Raw genomic sequence first — 16,058 nt, 5'->3', positions numbered from 1 at the left:
GGTTACCCCGCCAGCTCGCGCACGATCATCGGGATCATGCTCTCAATGGTACGGCCATTGGCCGGGATACCGTGCGCCTTGAACTGCCAGTCGCCGCCGGTGCGGGAGAGCGAGGCGATAAACAGCGCGGTATGCTCCCCTTTCTGCGCCAGATTGTAGGTGGCCAGCTCTTTATTGGCCTGATCGAGGATGCGCACCCCGGCATTTTCCACTTTAGTAAAGTTCTGACCAGTGAAGCTGTTGACGGTGAACGCCAGGTGCTGCACCTCTGAAGGCACGCGGCGCAAATTGATGGTGATCACCTCATCATCCCCGTCACCCGCGCCAGTACGGTTATCACCGCTGTGCACCACCGCCCCGCAATCTGACTCAAGCTTGCGGAACCAGACGGTATCCACCTCGCGCCCGGTGCTGTCCAGCATGACGCAGGAGGCATCCAGGTCGATGTCACCGCCACCGCCGCCAAACAGGCCGAACAGCCCTTTGCTTTTTACCGCATCCCAGCCGAGGCCCACATGAACCGCGGTGACGGTTGATCCTGACTCCTTGGTCAAGGACACCGACTGGTTTTTACTTAGCGAAATAGCCATCACGAAACTCCTTGCTGTGAAGATAAGCGTGTGCAAATGCATTCAGTGCCAACAAGTGAATCTTTTATGACGGGTTACTCATTAGCCATAAATAGATTGATTCACACCTGTTAACCTGCAAATAAATCGGTCTGGCGACAGTATTACAAGAAATAGTCTGAGTTGTTTAGGAAAGGTTTATTGATTTACACATCAAATGATTAAACTATAAAAACTGACCGTGATTGCAATAGTCACGGAGTAAATGGTAACGACTGTAACAAACTCCTCTTTGGCGTTTTGCGCTTTGTGTAAATCTATGTAATAAAAACTTTTTTTACAGTAAATCGTTGCTTGATTATTCTTGTTTGATTTATTAATTCATCAAGCCTGACTATTTTTTGATTAAAACAAGTACCTTTCGGCTCTCATTTCCCGACGATTTACATTGTTCTATTTAAATAAGTAGAAATAAAATTACATTTATTGACATGTTTTGCAAAGATAAGTAAATGACATTGATTTATCTGCCAACTATCTTGCCAACTATAAAGATGAAACGTGGAAGATTCTTCGATCCACACCGCACTCTTTTCTGTGAAATCTGAATCAATACGTCTGTCGGCCTTTGAAAAAAACTTTCTTAGTTGTCAGGCGGTATTCCTGTTGCTTCAGAAAGGGACAACAATGATAAAAGCCAACAGATACAATATCTTTGACATCAAGATGCAGCTCATTTTCGCGTTTGGGTCACCAGACAGTGTTCAGGTGCGGGAACGGCAGTTGCTGCAGGAGATCATCCCCCATTGCGCACGCAATCTTCCCTTCGTGATCGATCACCTTGACCTGCTGCATGAGGGGGTGGAGCTGCGGCTCACTATGTCGCCAGGTACTGAATTGTCAATGTTGGTCAATGCCCTTAAAACCCACAGTGCCAAACAGCTGGGCGAAATAACCGGAAACCGTAAGTCTGGCTTATGGTTGCGGGGCTATGGTGCCCACTCCATTGGCGAGGTGCCTGCCGCTGCCTCCACGCTCTCCGCGTTGATCGCCAAGAACCGCCGGGAGCAACAGTCATGATGTGGTTGATGGAGGGATTCTCATCCCAACGCGGGATAATCCAAGGCTTGCGCGAGGCGATTCGCCACTACGGCTGGCAGGATGCCCATGGCCAGCCATTGAGCATTATCGCCTCACACCGGCAGTACCGGCCAGAGATCACCCAGTGTGCCGATATTGCGCTGCGCGAGCCGTCTGACCCGGTGCAACGGCTGGAGTTTATACGGGAAACCGTTGCGGCTTATCACGTCAGGGTCATCCACACCGGCAAGCCGGGCCGTTGGTTTGAAGCCCATCGGCAGGAGATTGAGGCTACCGGTGTGCAGTTAATCACGGGTGCGACCAGGCCAGCCTCACAGGCACTTGCGGATGACAAAGCGGCCTTCACCGAGGCATTGATTGCACAGGGCATTCCGCACACCCCGGCGGTACGCGTGGAGAACCTGGAGGCGCTGCGCGACACGTTGCAGACGCTGAAGGCCCGCTACCCGCGCTTGTGCATCAAACCCAATACCGGCATCTATGGCCTTGGCTATTGGCAGTTGGACGATGAAGCACCGGCCAGTTTGATGCTGGAGGCGCCAGACTCCCGCCGCATCCGTACCGAAACCTATCTTGACGCGCTGGCCCAAAGCGGCGGCCTGAAACAACCCATGATCGTCATGCCCTATCTGCCCGGCCCGGAGTGCAGCATCGATCTGGTGGCGCGCCGTGGGCAGGTACAGGCGGCACTTGGGCGTCGTAAAGATGGCCCGATGCAAACGCTGTTTGAGCACGGCGAGGAGGTTGAATTGGCCTGTCGCGTCGCGGCGCTGCTTCAGGCAGATGGGTTGATCAACGTCCAGACGCGGGCCGGTGATGATGGCCGCCCGCGCGTGCTGGAATGCAATTTGCGCCCCAGCGGCGGGGTCGCCTATGGCCTGCAAAGCGGCATCAATTTACCGGCCATCATGATGGCCGATCGGCTGGGGTTAACGCTTCCCCGCCAACAACTCCGCCATACCACGGTGCGTATCGTGGAAGAGGCTATTCCGGTTCCTGCCAGCGAGTCACACCATGCGTAATGCCCACGGTCACGAAGAACACCTGGAGGCCAGCCTGCCGGCGGGCAAGATGTCGCTGGACCTTTTTTGCCAGCCGGGATGGAGCGCCGACACGCTGTTCTCTATGGCACAGCGCCGCAATCCGCGGCGCGCCTTTCTGTTTGTCAGCAAGGTGCTGGGTCGCCATATCCCCTGCCCGCCCCGCCTGATGCGCAAAGCCTTTAGCGATCTGGCCGACCAGATCCCCGCCAACCTGCCCGGCCCGCTGCTGGTGATGGGCATGGCGGAGACGGCGGTCGGGCTGGCAGCGGGTGTCCATGCCGCCCTGCGCGCGCGCGGTGAGCAGGCGATCCTGCTGACCACCACCCGCCACCCGCTCGGTGGCGATCTGCTCTGCCGTTTTGAGGAGGAGCACAGCCACGCCACGGCGCATCTGGTGCATCAGCCTACCCACCCTGCCCTGCGTGAACAGGTGCAGCAGGCCCGTACGTTGGTGATGGTGGATGACGAGGCCACCACCGGCAAAACCTTCCTCAACCTCTACCGTGCGCTGCACGATGCCGGGCTTACCCAGTTGCGGCAGGTGGTCACCGCCACCCTGACAGACTGGTCAGCCAATGCGCTGGGCGGGCAGATCGCCCTGCCGGTCAGCGCGGTCTCGCTCGCTACCGGCCGCTGGCGCTGGACACCGGCCAGCACGCCGGTGGTGCTGGATGCCCCGCAGGTCAACATTACCGCGCGTGGCAGCCAGCCACTGAACAGGCTGGCGGATCGCTGGGGGCGGATGGGCGTTGACGAGGTGGAGCGCCTGCTGCACCTGCCGGCCCCCTGCCCCGGTGAACGCATTCTGGTGCTTGGCTCTGGGGAGTATGTCTGGCAGCCGTTCCTGCTGGCCGAATGGCTGGAGAACCAAGGGGCGCAGGTCAAATTTGGCTCCACCACCCGCTCCCCGGTCTCGCCGGGGCTGGCCATTGAGCAGGCGATAAGCTTCCAGGATCACTATGGTCTGGGCGTACCGATGTACCTCTATAACGTCGATCCAGCCGCCTATGACCGGGTGATCCTTTGTACCGAGACACCCGCCTCCGCGTGGGATCCGGCTTTTTTGGCACGCTTCCCACACCTGCACATCCACGAGGGCTGATATGCCGCACGACGCATTTACCCGCCCGATCATCTTTACCGATCTGGACGACACCCTGTTTCAGACCCTGCGCAAGATCCCTGGCCCGCAGGCGCAGCAACCCTTGGCCGTCGGCGCGCTGGACAGGGATCTCGCCCCGCGCAGCTTTATGATGGCGCGGCAGGCCAATCTGGTGCAGTGGATGCTGGCACAGGCGGAGACCATCCCGGTCACCGCGCGCGGCACTGATGAACTGGCGCGGGTCTGCATCCCTTTTGATTCCTACGCCATCACGACCCACGGCGCGGTGATTTTGACACCACAGGGCGAGCCGGATGCCGATTGGCAGGCGCAGATCAGCGCGCAGCTTGCGCCCTACCAGACTCGGCTGGCGGCACTGCAACAGCATGTCTCAACGCTGTTGGCCGACCCGCAGGCGCAGGATGCCCATCTGCCTACCGCGCCCGGCTGGTGCCGGATGTGCCAGGAGTATGGCATCCCCATCTATCTGGTGATGAAGGTGAAGGAGAGCAGCCAGCTGGAGGCGCTCAACCGCTATGCCGACTGGGTGGCACAAACCTTTGATCTGAATGGGTTCTACGTCCACCGTAATGGCAATAATATCGCCTGGTTGCCCAACTGCGTCGACAAGGGCCACGCCGTGCGCTATCTGCTGGCGCGGCTGCATGAACATGCGCCTGATCGGCCAGTGCTCGGCTTTGGCGATAGCCTGACGGATTTCAGTTTTATGCAGCAGTGTGACTTTCTGGCGCTGCCCCAGCGCAGCCAGTTGCTGACCCTGTTGCAGGATGCCCTGTCGCGGCATTGATTAAGGAGTGATTATGCATACCCCCTTCGCCCTGACCTCGGGCTCTTATGATGCGTCGGACATTACGTTCCTGCTCTCGCCGGTCGAGGTGGATTACACCCCGGTTGAGGAGAAGGAGCGTTTGATCCAGCGGGGCGACAAACACTATTCAGAGATGCTCTCTGAGGAGCCGACGCCGTCGGCGGCGCATCAGGCCATCTACCAGCAGGCGATGGCGCAGTTTGGCCCGCGCATTGCCCAAGAGGTGACCGCGCTGGCGCTGGGCCTGGCGGAACAGGTCAGCGCCCGCCCGCTGGTGCTGGTCTCGCTGGTGCGCGCCGGGGTACCGCTGGGCGTCTGCCTGCTGCATACCCTGCGGGATCTGAGCATCGACGCAGTGCACTATGGCGTCAGCATCATCCGCGATCGCGGACTCGATCAAACGGCGTTGGCGCACATCACCCAGAAACATGGCAGCGCCGGGGTGGTGTTTGTTGATGGCTGGACGGGCAAGGGCGCCATTTCGCGTGAGCTAGCGGCGTCGCTGGCCCCGCTGCCAGCGTTTGGTCATCCGCCACGGCTGGCGGTGCTGGCCGACCCTGGCGGCTGCGCCTGGCTCTCTGCCTCCGGCGAGGATTGGCTGATGCCGTCCGGCATCCTCGGCGCGCCGGTCTCCGGACTGGTCAGCCGCTCGTTATGGCGCGAGGGCGAATTTCATGGCGCGATGTACTGCCGCCACCTGCTTGCCCATGACATCAGCCGCCAGTTTGTCGCGGAGATTGATGCCCTGCGCGCGCAGCAGAGCCAACCGGTGGCGGCCGCGCGGCCTGACCCCGAGCGACGCACCCTGCGCCGCCACTTAAGCGAGCGGGTGCTCGCCATGCTGGCGGAGACCTACCGGGTTGATTCCCTTAACCGCATTAAACCCGGCATCGCCGAGGCCACCCGAGCGGTGATGCGCCGGGTGCCGGATCATGTGCTGGTCAGCAATAAAGCGGATGCCGACGTGGCCCTGCTGGTTCACCTCGCGGAGGAGGCTGGTATCCAGGTCGAAGAGGTTGGCGAGGCCATCGGGATTTACCGGGCTGTCACCATTATCAGAAAAGTCGTGTAAGGATGAGGATGATGGAAACTATCACGCCTAACGATTTGGGTGCCACCCTGTATGTACCGGCCACCCATCCCCAATTGCTGGCGATTGCCCGTGGCGAGAAGTACCCGGAATTGCTCTCTATGGTGATCTGTCTGGAGGATGCGGTGCTGGAGCGCGATATCCCACAGGCGCTGGTCAACCTGCGGGGGACGCTGGCACAGCTTGCCGACTCCCCCATCGAGCCGCGCCCGCTGTTGTTTATTCGCCCACGCCATCCTGACATGGCCGCTGCCCTGGTGGCTGACAGCGCGCTCTGCCTCAATGTGGTGACCGGGCTGGTGCTGCCCAAATTTACCCTCGCCGATCTGGATCGCTGGTTGGCGATCACCGCACATAGCCACCTGCGCTGGATGCCCACTCTGGAGGATGCGCGGGTCTATGACGTCGCACAGATGCAGTTGCTGGCGGAGGCGCTGCACCAGCGCGCGGCCGACCGGGTACTGGCATTGCGAATTGGCGGCAATGATTTGATGAGCGTACTGGGGCTGAGGCGCAGCAAAGACCATACGCTGTATGAGGGGCCGTTAGGTTATGTGATTAAAATGCTGGTCAGCGTGTTTGGATCACGCGGGTTTGCCCTCACCTCGCCAGTCTGTGAGTTGATCGACTCACCGGACATGCTGCGTCAGGAGCTGAAACAGGACATTTTGCATGGGCTGGTGGGCAAGACTGCCATTCATCCCAGCCAGATCCCCATTATTCATGCCGCCCTGAAAGTCGCGCCACGGGACTACCAGGAGGCATTGCGCATCCTGAATGCCGACAGCGCGGTATTCAAGTCCGATGGGGCAATGTGCGAGCCAGCCACCCATGTCAACTGGGCGCACCGCATCATCCAGCAGGGGCAAAAATATGGCTATGCGGAAAGCCCCTCCGGCGAGGCCGAACGCATCAACCACGCCGGATAAAGCCCCCTAGCGCGCGAAGTGATCCAGCAGCGCATCCTGTAGGGCCAGCGGCATGACCGTCATGTGTGACTGGCCCGGATAGAGCATAAAGCTGACGTGGCGGGCACCCTCTGGCATCGCCTGCAATGACCACGCCAATTCACGCACGCCATCTACCATGGCTCGCTGCTGGCGGTGGCGCGCCAGTACCTCGCGCTGCTCCACTGGCAACTGCATCTCACTTTGCTGCAATGACTGCTCATACTCCCCGACCGTCAGCCGTAGCCGCTCTGGCCACTTTTTCGGCGGCTGTTTCGCCAGCGTCATTAGGTAACGGTTGTTCCACCAAACCGAGGGGCTGGCGGCATAGAAGTGCTGAAAGGCGTCTGGCTGCGTCAGCGCAGTATAGAGCGTGTAGAGGCCACCGTAGGAGTGACCAAACAGCGCCTGACGTTGATGATCGATCGGCAATTGCGTTTCGATGTGCGGCTTCAACTCCTGCATCACAAAACGGGTAAAGGCTTGGGCATTGCCCGGTGCGCCCGGATCATAGGTGCCGCCAGCCGGGTTGCTCTCCAGCTTGACCTCTTGGGTGGCGGGGCGGTAATCCTGATCGCGACGTGATTTACCCGGATAGCCAATCGCTACCACCACACCCGGCTGCATTGGGCAGCGGCTGCAAGAGTACGACGCCATCATGCTGGCCGCTGGCGCAAAGGCAGCATTGCCATCCAATAAATAGATGACCGGCCACCCCCCGGCGGGCGCATTGCCCGGCGGAACGTAGGTCATGATTTGATAGTCACCATTTTCAGAATGCAGGATTTCCACCTGCGATCCTGGCAATACATAACCCTGCCCGGCCGCCAGTGTGGCGGTGGTAACACATAACCCGAGAAGAAGGAAAAGCGTGCGCATCCGTTGCTCCCTGACTGTAACGTCCCCGCCATTGGCGAGAGAGATGAGTGATTTTTTGACGGCAGAACAGTAGCACAGCCATTAATGAGAGTGCTAATAATTATCATTTACTTAACGTAACCGCCGCCGTCATAGCGTGCGCGGCTTCCAGGAAAGGGGCGATATCTACACCATAATCCTGAAATCACAGGATTACAGGATTACAGGATTACAGGATTACAGGATTACAGGATTACAGGATTATTTGTCTGCCGTTTTCCCCAGCACGTCAATTAATGCGTCGAGGTTGGTGTTGCGGGTGCCCTTGCGCCAGATGAGCCAGATGTCCGCGAACATATCCTCATCTTGCAACGTATGGGTTTTGACGCGCGTGGCCCCCGGCAGGGAGTTCAGCACCGACTCCAAAATCATCGCGATGCCCGCGCCGGTGCTGACGCACGCCAGCATACTGTGGTAGGACTCAATCTCCACAATCCTTTTAGGTTGGACATTTCCCTGCGCGAACCAGTTACCGAGCCGCCGGCGATAGGAGCAGGTATTGCGGAACGCGAAGACCGCATCTTCCCGGACATCCTGCGGCCCCTGAATGGGCGCGTGGTCATGGGCCGAGATCAACACCATCTTCTCTTTATAGAGCGGGATGCCCTCCAGCTCTGACGGCAGGGTCATCACATCTGTAAAGGCGGCGGCATAACGCCAGTTCAGGACATCTTCCGTCACCTCATCTGACAAGCCGGTAAACAACTCCAACGTCACCTGGGGGTAGCGATTATGGTACGCTGCCATGACATCAGGCAAGTGAATGGCTGCGGTGCTCTCCACCGCGCCCAGGGTAAATAACCCGCCAGGCTCCTGGCGCTGTATCGAACGTCGCCCCTCCTCTGCCAATTCCAGCAGCCGGGTGGCATATCCCAGAAAATCCCGCCCTTCGGCAGAGAGGTAGATGCGCTGCTTCTCACGGATGAACAATTGGCAGCCCAGCTCCTCCTCCAGCTGCCGGATACGGGTGGTGATATTGGAGGGCACTTTGTGCAATTGCCGCGCGGCACCGGTGATCGATCCTAGCGTGGCGGCGGTTCGAAAATACTCAAGCTGTGTAAAGTCCATCTTCTCACCTAAAGAATAAGTTTTTAACTATTATTCATTATACAAGAATTGATGCGCTGGATAGGCTACCTGCCTGCTATTTTTTTGGAGAGTGTTGTGTCACAGATGCGCGTCGCCCTTACCGGGTTTTTTACATTAATTGCTGTCATGGGCATGGGGCGGTTCTCCTTAACCCCCCAACTGCCGCTGATGTTACAGGAGCAGATTATCTCGCTCTCATCGGCTGGCCTGCTGGCTTCCATGAACTATATCGGTTATCTGGTAGGGGCCATCTATGCCATGCGCCTTAACCAGCGCCACGCGCTGCACCTGCGCGTAGGCATCTGGATGACGGTTGCCGCCACCCTGCTTTCAGCCTTTACGCCTGATTTTACCTTGCAGGCGATTTTGCGCTTTCTGGCCGGATTGGGCGGCGCGTGGGCGCTGATCATCATCACAGCCTGGACACAGGATCGGCTGGCCGTATTCAACGCCCCTCGCCTATCTGCCGCCGTCTTTTCCGGGCCGGGCGCGGGCATTATGCTGACCGGCATTCTCGCGTGGGTGCTGGCCCATGCCGACGCCTCCTCCGAGCAGGGGTGGCTGGTCTATGGCGGCGTGGCATTGCTGATCGCCCTGCTGTTTCGCACCTCACTGCCAACGGAAATCCATCGACCGCAGGCGGGCACAGCCGCCCCGCTAAGCTGGTCTCCGGCGTTGAAAAAACTGCTGGTGACCTACACCCTTGCCGGTTTTGGCTACATCCTGCCAGCTACCTTCCTCTCACAGTTGGCAAATGTGATGTTCCCCGGCAGTACGCTGGCCGCGCTTTTCTGGCCGATGTTTGGACTGGCAGCAATGCTGGGTGTGGCTGCCGTGATTTTCCTCGGCACTCGCCTGTCTACCCGCTTCCGGCTGACGCTGACGCTGGTGCTTCAGGCAATCGGCGTTGCCTCGGTGGTGGCGTTCCCGGGCATGGCAGGGCTGGTCACCGGTACGCTGCTGACCGGGGGCGGTTTCCTGGCAATCATGCAGCTCAGTATGCGAATGGGCCGTGAGATCGCGCCCGCCCAGACCGCGCGGGTAGTAGGCATCCTGACCACGGGCTATGCCACCGGCCAACTGGTTGGCCCACTGGTCTCTTCCGCCAGTGTGCACCTGTTCGGGTCGCTCTCGCTGGCACTGGGTGTGGCTGCAGTGGGCCTGATTGCCGCAGCGGCGCTCACCGCTTCCAATCGTCCGTCCCCTGGCCTTGAAGCTACCCAAGCAAAATAATTCTGCTCTATTCACTTCAGGCCGCACAAGCGGCCTTTTTTATTCTGCGGCGCATCATTTTTCTGTCACGCTAAGCTGCTGTAATGGCGGTCACTGGGTAGGGAGCAGAGGGTGAGAAGCACGTGAGAATGACGTATTGCGTCATCATAAGATGGGCAAAAAGAAAAGCGCTATAGCGCGCTAAATGTACAATATTTCACTTGTAATTTTTGGATTTGTTCAAACTTATAAAAGTTATTCACAGAAACGGGGGATAACTCTGTGCGTTACTTGGGTGAGATGCCCAACAAGCGCTCTCCCACCCCCTGTGACCCATATCAACTTTTTGCAGGAGCCCGTTTGGTCCGGGTATTCACTTCCGCCATTACCGCTTTCTGCGCCACTTTATCACCCACGATTTTGTACCAGCTTGCTAACTTCCGCAGGTCTGGCAGGGTGGCTTTCTCCGCTTTGTCATAGGCCAGTAACCGCGCGCGATACTCCTCAAAAATCTCAATGCAACTGCGTGCCCACTCCCCTTCGAGATCCGACCCCGCAACGGCCCTCGGGCGGCGCGGCAGACGCGGACGCAGCGGTTTGCTCGCTTCCGGGGAGGATTCATCCATGTAAGCAAATTTGATGGCAACAATGGTGCGGCCACTTTTGATGGGTTCCCAAACGACGGAAATGTCGGTATTGGCGTTGATGCGATTGATGGTTGGCTCAAGCAGCTTCTGCCGGAAATCACGGTAATCTTCATACTTGCCGACTAGCCCGGCTTTCTCACGCATCCAACCGAGATCGAGCGTCACCTCCACGGCTTTGCTACTGCGTCGGCCATAGAGATTCTTGGCTTTGATCAACCAGCCATAGAGTCGCACGGAGAAGGGGGTATCGAGTTTGGCGATATTGGTGAAATTGAGCTTGGTGAAGGACTCCTTCAGCTCATACAGATAGGGGGCGACATCCTGCCCGAAACGCAGCACCACGGCGCTGTGATCGTCGCTGCTGACATACTCCAGGCGTGAGAACCAGGAGAGTTGCACGGTACGGATCTTGCCGGTTTTGACATCCGGTTTGTAGATCGTCACCGGCTTTTTCATCAGGCTTTCCGCCGCTTCCCGTAGCTGCCGGTGGCTGCTGGTGGGGTTAACCCCATAGATACGCTGATAATCCTGGGGAAAAAGACGGTAAAGCGTGTCAGGCTGAGGTTTCCTGCTATCAATTTGCGCCAGCGCCAGGTTGAGCAACCGCATCTCATCCAGTGTCACACTGTAGGCGCCTTCAAGCAGATCGTTGCCCTGAACCACAGTAAGTTTGTTGAGTTCCATGAAGCAGGATCCTTAAGTGGAATGTATTTAAATTATTCCACATAAAAAATAAAAGCGTAAAGAGAAAATATTATCTGTAATCAACTGTTTTAATTATTAATTTTTTCCCCAACTCATAGCGGTTACAGGAAATTTCTCCACATAGTGATTTTGATCGCAGTTCGATCCCCACCGCGATCCCGGCCAATGACTCCCCCTTTTGACAGGAAATTTCTCCACCTTTACCCCATCACCGCCCTGCCCTCCCCTTTCGTCGACAGGAAATCCCTCCACGTCTGCTGTACCCATAGGTCAAGGGGGCCTGGAGAACAGGAAAAGTCTCCACCTTTAACAGGCGAGCCTGGATAACGGACAGTGTTTGGGCGCGAATATCCAGAACAGGAAATCTCTCCACCTATTGCAGCTGGCCTCCGCTGGCGGCTGGGCTGAAGGAGCAACAGGAAATTCCTCCACCTTTAAGCGGCGGCAGAGGCAACAGGAAATTTCTCCACGTGACAGTAACCTGGCGGGCCAAGAAGGATGAACAGGAAATCACTCCACCTATAGATTTGCGAAATAGCAGGCAAATATGGCTTGCCAATATCCGGCTCAGCCAGTGGCTTAGTGTACAGAGTGAGAAAAAGCATTTTGCCCTGTTTTTAGTGATGACAGGAAATCTCTCCACATAAGAGTAAGTGCACTGCTAACAGCAAATTTTTCCACGTAATCTGGTTTTGAGAAGCACCATCACTTCAAGGAGTTATTACGGGATCACGTAACAGGTTGTCCACTTATCAATGCCAAAAACGGCCACAGCGGGGCAGGAAATGACTCCACATCAGAGGGGGGCAGCAGGGGGGAAAAGAGTAATAAATATCCTAAATCCGGGTGAAATGATTAGGATCGCATGAAAGTTATCAACAGGAAAAGATTCCACATATAGAAGGCTAATTAAATCAAAAAGTTATCCACAGGAAAAAATTCCACATATAACAGGAAATCTCTCCACGTATAACAGGAAATCTCTCCACCTGTAGCAGGAAATCTCTCCACATATATCATTGCAACCGTTTGATCTTAAAAAGCTAAATGTGCCCTTAAAGAGAAAGATCTAAAATTAAAAAGAGATAAAGACTATTTTGATCTTGGATCTTAAAGGGATCTTTCAGGAGGGTTCCTGGATGAAGCAGGCATTAGCCCGTTTTTGTAAGAGCAGGGCCGGTGTGGCCCCGATAGGCGATCACTGCTCGTTGTGGGCAAGCCAACCCTGGATCAATTCGGTTAATACATCGCGCATCTCACGATCCTTCAGGAAACAGGTCGTCTTGAAGCGACGATGAAGATCCTCGTCAATGTTCGTCTGTAGCTTCTTCTGCGCCGCTGAGGGCTTGGCAACCGCATCTAAGGCGGGTGCCAGCTGCTTGTGTTGACCAAGTTTCATCTTCATGCGAGCAACTCCAGAATCTCTTTGGTGATGATCTCGATTTCACCCTTGGCATTGCCATCTGTGGTGTCGAAGACGGTGCCACCATCCAGCATGGTGCGGATATAGACTTGACGCTGGGTCGTACCGGTTTTCAGCGCAGGCACGCCGGTGTCCGCAATCGACTCTTTCAGCACTTCCAGCATCTTGGCAGAAGCCACTTTTTTGGTGATGAGGAAGCGCGCAACGATAGGTTGGAGGTTCTCCCGCGCTTCAACCACTGCCAGGATGGCACCACATGCAGCAAAATCGAGGGGAGAGGGTGTCACAGGTATCAACACCAGATCGCTCACCATCACGGCCGCAGAGGAGATGGCGGAGATGGCTGCCGCGCCATCGATGATGACGTAGTCATACTCCTTGAGCTGCTTGCGAACGGTGTATACCTCTTTTTCAGAGGCCGCTTCCGCCAGGTCAAATTGGCATTTTTCCTCTTCGTACCAGTTGCTGATACTGCCCTGGGGATCGGTGTCCACCATCACGACTTTGTGACCTTGTCTCGCCAAGCAGGTCGCGACGTTGACGGAGGTTGTGGTTTTCCCTACCCCACCCTTTCCGTTCAGGAAAGAGATGATTTTTGCTGCCATGAGCTCACCTTCATAATCTCAGGATTCCAGGATTCTGTGATTCTCCCATCCTAGGATTACAGGATGCGGGAATGAAGCGCTACTATAAAGAAAGTTATCAAGGGGTTCAATGGCAATGATTACAGAATCCTAGGATTCTGGGATTCCAGGATTCTGTGATCAAGCCTGATTCTACCTGCATTGAGCGTAAAATAATTGGCTTGATAATCCTGGAATCCTAGGATTATGGAATCCTCATCGGAGGGTGGGTGAAGCCGAGTAACCGGGCTTTCTCGCACTTGTAATGGCAGGCAGTCAGGCGGGTATTGCCTGTTCCATGCAAGGCAAAGGTGGAGCGATTTCCTGTCCCTGCCCAAACCAATTTAGTGAATTTCCTGATCGTTTTTTGTAGCCAAAAAAATTTATATTTATCCCAGGATTACAGGATTCTAAGATGCTGGAATCCTCGCCAGATGACACTTTTCGGCCATGAAAAAACTCGCCTGTCATAAAAACGTCATAATATGAAAGATTACGGAATCCTGGGATTATGGAATCTTTTACGGAAAATGGTTTGTTGGCAAAGAATCGAATTTTTTCGGAAGCAGAAAATCTCTCCACCTTTGTTTTTGGCGAGAATCGGAAGGTTAGTGTACAGAAGCGACAGGGTCTGAAGTACCTAATGACTCATTGATCGCGGTGATGGAAAAGGCATGGCACCGCTCGCGCACAGCGGGCGTTTGCAGCGTGATAAGGCCAAGGTGGAAGGATTTCCTGTAGGCACTATGCCCCCATTGCTGCTCGTGAACATGGCTACGCCTACGTGCATCATAGAATCCTATAATCCCAGGATTACAGGATACTCGTTGGAGATGTATCACTTGTCAGACCGGATGTAGTAGAGAACTCTCTGCACAGCATCACAGCATCACAGCATCACAGCATCACAGCATCACAGCATCACAGCATCACAGCATCTTATAATCCTATGATTACAGGATTCCAAGATTACAGGATTATTGTTTGACAGCGAGAATCCTGGAATCCCAGCATCCTGAGATGACAGGATGACAGGATGACAGGATGACAGGATGACAGGATGACAGGATGACAGGATGACAGGATGACAGGATGACAGGATGACAGGATGACAGGATGACAGGATGACAGGATGACAGGATGACAGGATGACAGGATGACAGGATGACAGGAAATTTCTCCACCTATCTTTTTTAGGCCCACTACACCTTACAGCAATGAACATTTTGTCATCAAACCAGCCTATCTGCGGTCGCACATGCTATGTGGAAAGATTTTCTGTACGCCTGTGCTTTTGGAGTGCGACAATCCCACAATCCCACAATCCCACAATCCCACAATCCCACAATCCCACAATCCCACAATCCCATAATCCTGTAATCCTGTAATCCTGTAATCCCATAATCCTGTAATCTTGGGATTGCAGGATTATGAGGTGATGCTCAGCTGGGAAAGGGGGATGCCTGATTGACAAGCCTATGCGGTAGAAGCTGTTCCGCCAGTTCTACCCACAGGGCAACGCCTGTTTCAATTAAATCATCGTTGAAATCAAAACATGCGCTGTGCAGGGGAGGGGAGGGCGCTGCCTTGTCGGCACCCAACCAGAAATAGGCACCGGGGCAGGCGCGAAGCATAAAAGCAAAATCCTCCGACGCCATAGAGGGATTGATTCCCCAGTGAACATGATCCTTGCCGACCACTCGCTCTGCAGCACAACGTACTTTCTCTGCCCAGTCAGCATGGTTGAGTGTCACCGGATAACCGCGTTGGTAATGCATCTCCCCACGCACACCAAACGACTGTGGTAAATGGGTAACGAATTCCCCAATCAGTGTCTCCACCCGGTCACGGACGTTGGCATGTAGGCAGCGGACCGTTCCTTTCAATACCGCTCGTTCTGGAATGACATTGATGGCCTCGCCAGCGCTAAGTTGAGTCACGCTGATGACCGCGGAATCAAGAGGGGATAAACGCCTTGCTGGGATCGTCTGTAGGGCCAAAATCAGCTCGGCAGCTGCGACCAGCGGATCCGCGCCCTCATCGGGCATAGCAGCGTGGCAGCCTTTGCCGGTCAACGTTACCTCGAAGGTATCAAGTGAGGCCATCATGGCACCATTGTTAAGCGCGACGTGCCCCTGTGGCAATCCGGGCCAGTTGTGCATTCCAAAAATGGCATCCATTGGGAACAGGCGGAAGAGACCATCCTCAATCATCTTGCGCGCCCCTGCCAAATTCTCTTCAGCCGGCTGAAAAACTAGATGCAGCGTCCCGGAGAAATGACGCGTCTGGCTAAGGTGTCTGGCTGCGCCCAATAACATCGCCATATGGCCATCATGGCCGCAAGCATGCATTTGGCCCGCAAGCGTGGAGCTGTATGGCTGCTGAAAGCGTTCCTGAATGGGCAGGGCATCCATATCCGCTCGCAGGCCGATTGTCGCGCCAGGGCCGTTTCTAAGCGTGCCTACCACGCCAGTGCCAGCCAGGCCACAGTGCACCTCAAAGCCGAAAGTCTCCAATAACTCTGCAATCCGCCGAGAGGTATGATGCTCCTGAAAACCCAATTCCGGGTAAGCATGAAATTCATGGCGCCAGGATATTGCTTCTGCAATCAGCGCATAGGGAAGGGCCATTACGTGCTCCTGTGTGATTCAAGGGGATCGCGCATAAAGAACATTTTTGCCGGGAAACAAAACGCTTACCTTGCGGAGCGCTGCATCAAGCATAGAAGATATCAAATCCTAGGTAGCGCGATTTAACCAA

15 protein-coding genes are annotated in these 16,058 nt (G+C 55.6%); 8 read left to right on the top strand and 7 right to left on the bottom strand.

The genetic code is table 11. The features are described 5' to 3' along the window. Window positions 1-2: 2 nt before the first annotated feature. A complete protein-coding gene (locus ACK3SD_RS19180) occupies window positions 3-590 on the bottom strand; it encodes a TerD family protein (protein ID WP_137765617.1) in 588 nt (195 codons plus the stop codon). A 540-nt stretch (window positions 591-1,130) separates the two neighbouring features. On the opposite strand from ACK3SD_RS19180, the gene ACK3SD_RS19175 reads away from it, so the two are divergent. The 6 genes from ACK3SD_RS19175 to ACK3SD_RS19150 are packed head-to-tail and all read left to right on the top strand — an operon-like array spanning window position 1,131 to window position 6,663. After that, a complete protein-coding gene (locus ACK3SD_RS19175) occupies window positions 1,131-1,649 on the top strand; it encodes a transposase (protein WP_481127696.1) in 519 nt (172 codons plus the stop codon). After that, the gene (locus ACK3SD_RS19170) at window positions 1,646-2,692 is read left to right on the top strand and encodes an ATP-grasp domain-containing protein (RefSeq protein ID WP_481127695.1); all 1,047 of its coding nucleotides are present in this window, start codon (window positions 1,646-1,648) and stop codon (window positions 2,690-2,692) included. Before ACK3SD_RS19175 ends, ACK3SD_RS19170 begins: the two co-directional genes overlap by 4 nt. Further along, entirely contained in the window at window positions 2,685-3,815 is a 1,131-nt protein-coding gene (locus ACK3SD_RS19165) for a phosphoribosyltransferase domain-containing protein (protein ID WP_481127694.1), read from the top strand. Before ACK3SD_RS19170 ends, ACK3SD_RS19165 begins: the two co-directional genes overlap by 8 nt. Window position 3,816: 1 nt before the next feature. Beyond that, complete coding sequence (locus ACK3SD_RS19160; RefSeq protein WP_481127693.1) at window positions 3,817-4,623, top strand: HAD family hydrolase; 807 nt, start codon at window positions 3,817-3,819, stop codon at window positions 4,621-4,623. Window positions 4,624-4,636: 13 nt separating this feature from the next. Further along, window positions 4,637-5,716 carry a cysteine protease StiP domain-containing protein gene (locus tag ACK3SD_RS19155; protein WP_481127692.1) on the top strand — a complete coding sequence of 360 codons (1,080 nt, stop codon included), beginning with the start codon at window positions 4,637-4,639 and terminating at the stop codon, window positions 5,714-5,716. Between the two features lie 8 nt (window positions 5,717-5,724). After that, the gene (locus ACK3SD_RS19150; protein WP_481127691.1) at window positions 5,725-6,663 is read left to right on the top strand and encodes an HpcH/HpaI aldolase/citrate lyase family protein; all 939 of its coding nucleotides are present in this window, start codon (window positions 5,725-5,727) and stop codon (window positions 6,661-6,663) included. A 6-nt stretch (window positions 6,664-6,669) separates the two neighbouring features. Here the strand turns inward: ACK3SD_RS19150 and ACK3SD_RS19145 are convergent, their stop codons facing one another. Both ACK3SD_RS19145 and ACK3SD_RS19140 read right to left on the bottom strand, forming a co-directional pair. Further along, window positions 6,670-7,473: an alpha/beta hydrolase gene (locus ACK3SD_RS19145; RefSeq protein ID WP_481127690.1), complete on the bottom strand. Its 804-nt coding sequence runs from the start codon at window positions 7,471-7,473 to the stop codon at window positions 6,670-6,672. Between the two features lie 327 nt (window positions 7,474-7,800). Then, window positions 7,801-8,667, bottom strand: a complete 867-nt coding sequence (locus tag ACK3SD_RS19140) for a LysR family transcriptional regulator (RefSeq protein ID WP_137765609.1) — start codon at window positions 8,665-8,667, stop codon at window positions 7,801-7,803. A 105-nt stretch (window positions 8,668-8,772) separates the two neighbouring features. Here ACK3SD_RS19140 and ACK3SD_RS19135 point away from each other — a divergent pair, with 105 nt between their 5' ends. Next, a complete protein-coding gene (locus ACK3SD_RS19135) occupies window positions 8,773-9,921 on the top strand; it encodes a YbfB/YjiJ family MFS transporter (RefSeq protein ID WP_481127832.1) in 1,149 nt (382 codons plus the stop codon). Between the two features lie 317 nt (window positions 9,922-10,238). Here ACK3SD_RS19135 and ACK3SD_RS19130 read toward each other — a convergent pair whose 3' ends face one another. Beyond that, window positions 10,239-11,231 (bottom strand): replication initiation protein, encoded by a 993-nt coding sequence (locus tag ACK3SD_RS19130; RefSeq protein WP_481127689.1) that lies wholly within the window; start codon window positions 11,229-11,231, stop codon window positions 10,239-10,241. A 491-nt stretch (window positions 11,232-11,722) separates the two neighbouring features. Here ACK3SD_RS19130 and ACK3SD_RS19125 point away from each other — a divergent pair, with 491 nt between their 5' ends. Next, window positions 11,723-11,899, top strand: a complete 177-nt coding sequence (locus ACK3SD_RS19125; protein WP_481127688.1) for a hypothetical protein — start codon at window positions 11,723-11,725, stop codon at window positions 11,897-11,899. Window positions 11,900-12,450: 551 nt separating this feature from the next. Here ACK3SD_RS19125 and ACK3SD_RS19120 read toward each other — a convergent pair. The 3 genes from ACK3SD_RS19120 to ACK3SD_RS19110 all read right to left on the bottom strand — a co-directional run bounded on the left by ACK3SD_RS19120 (window position 12,451) and on the right by ACK3SD_RS19110 (window position 15,928). Beyond that, complete coding sequence (locus ACK3SD_RS19120) at window positions 12,451-12,657, bottom strand: plasmid partition protein ParG (protein WP_137765607.1); 207 nt, start codon at window positions 12,655-12,657, stop codon at window positions 12,451-12,453. Continuing rightward, the gene (gene parA, locus ACK3SD_RS19115; RefSeq protein WP_137765606.1) at window positions 12,654-13,280 is read right to left on the bottom strand and encodes a ParA family partition ATPase; all 627 of its coding nucleotides are present in this window, start codon (window positions 13,278-13,280) and stop codon (window positions 12,654-12,656) included. Before parA ends, ACK3SD_RS19120 begins: the two co-directional genes overlap by 4 nt. 1,460 nt (window positions 13,281-14,740) lie before the next feature. Next, window positions 14,741-15,928, bottom strand: coding sequence for a M20 aminoacylase family protein (locus tag ACK3SD_RS19110; RefSeq protein ID WP_481127687.1), 1,188 nt, complete (start codon window positions 15,926-15,928; stop codon window positions 14,741-14,743). Between the last annotated feature and the right edge of the window lie 130 nt (window positions 15,929-16,058).

Source organism: Chimaeribacter sp. YP20170169, from assembly GCF_056739715.1.
The sequence above is the reverse complement of the archived record's forward strand: the minus strand, read 5'-3'. Positions and strand labels throughout refer to the sequence as shown.

Coding starts and splice junctions, on each gene's coding strand:
- ACK3SD_RS19180 (WP_137765617.1), bottom strand. CDS start 590: ATGGCTATTTCGCTAAGTAAAAACCAGTCGGTGTCCTTGACCAAGGAG.
- ACK3SD_RS19170 (WP_481127695.1), top strand. CDS start 1,646: ATGATGTGGTTGATGGAGGGATTCTCATCCCAACGCGGGATAATCCAA.
- ACK3SD_RS19165 (WP_481127694.1), top strand. CDS start 2,685: ATGCGTAATGCCCACGGTCACGAAGAACACCTGGAGGCCAGCCTGCCG.
- ACK3SD_RS19160 (WP_481127693.1), top strand. CDS start 3,817: ATGCCGCACGACGCATTTACCCGCCCGATCATCTTTACCGATCTGGAC.
- ACK3SD_RS19155 (WP_481127692.1), top strand. CDS start 4,637: ATGCATACCCCCTTCGCCCTGACCTCGGGCTCTTATGATGCGTCGGAC.
- ACK3SD_RS19150 (WP_481127691.1), top strand. CDS start 5,725: ATGATGGAAACTATCACGCCTAACGATTTGGGTGCCACCCTGTATGTA.
- ACK3SD_RS19140 (WP_137765609.1), bottom strand. CDS start 8,667: ATGGACTTTACACAGCTTGAGTATTTTCGAACCGCCGCCACGCTAGGA.
- ACK3SD_RS19135 (WP_481127832.1), top strand. CDS start 8,773: ATGCGCGTCGCCCTTACCGGGTTTTTTACATTAATTGCTGTCATGGGC.
- ACK3SD_RS19130 (WP_481127689.1), bottom strand. CDS start 11,231: ATGGAACTCAACAAACTTACTGTGGTTCAGGGCAACGATCTGCTTGAA.
- ACK3SD_RS19120 (WP_137765607.1), bottom strand. CDS start 12,657: ATGAAGATGAAACTTGGTCAACACAAGCAGCTGGCACCCGCCTTAGAT.
- parA (WP_137765606.1), bottom strand. CDS start 13,280: ATGGCAGCAAAAATCATCTCTTTCCTGAACGGAAAGGGTGGGGTAGGG.
- ACK3SD_RS19110 (WP_481127687.1), bottom strand. CDS start 15,928: ATGGCCCTTCCCTATGCGCTGATTGCAGAAGCAATATCCTGGCGCCAT.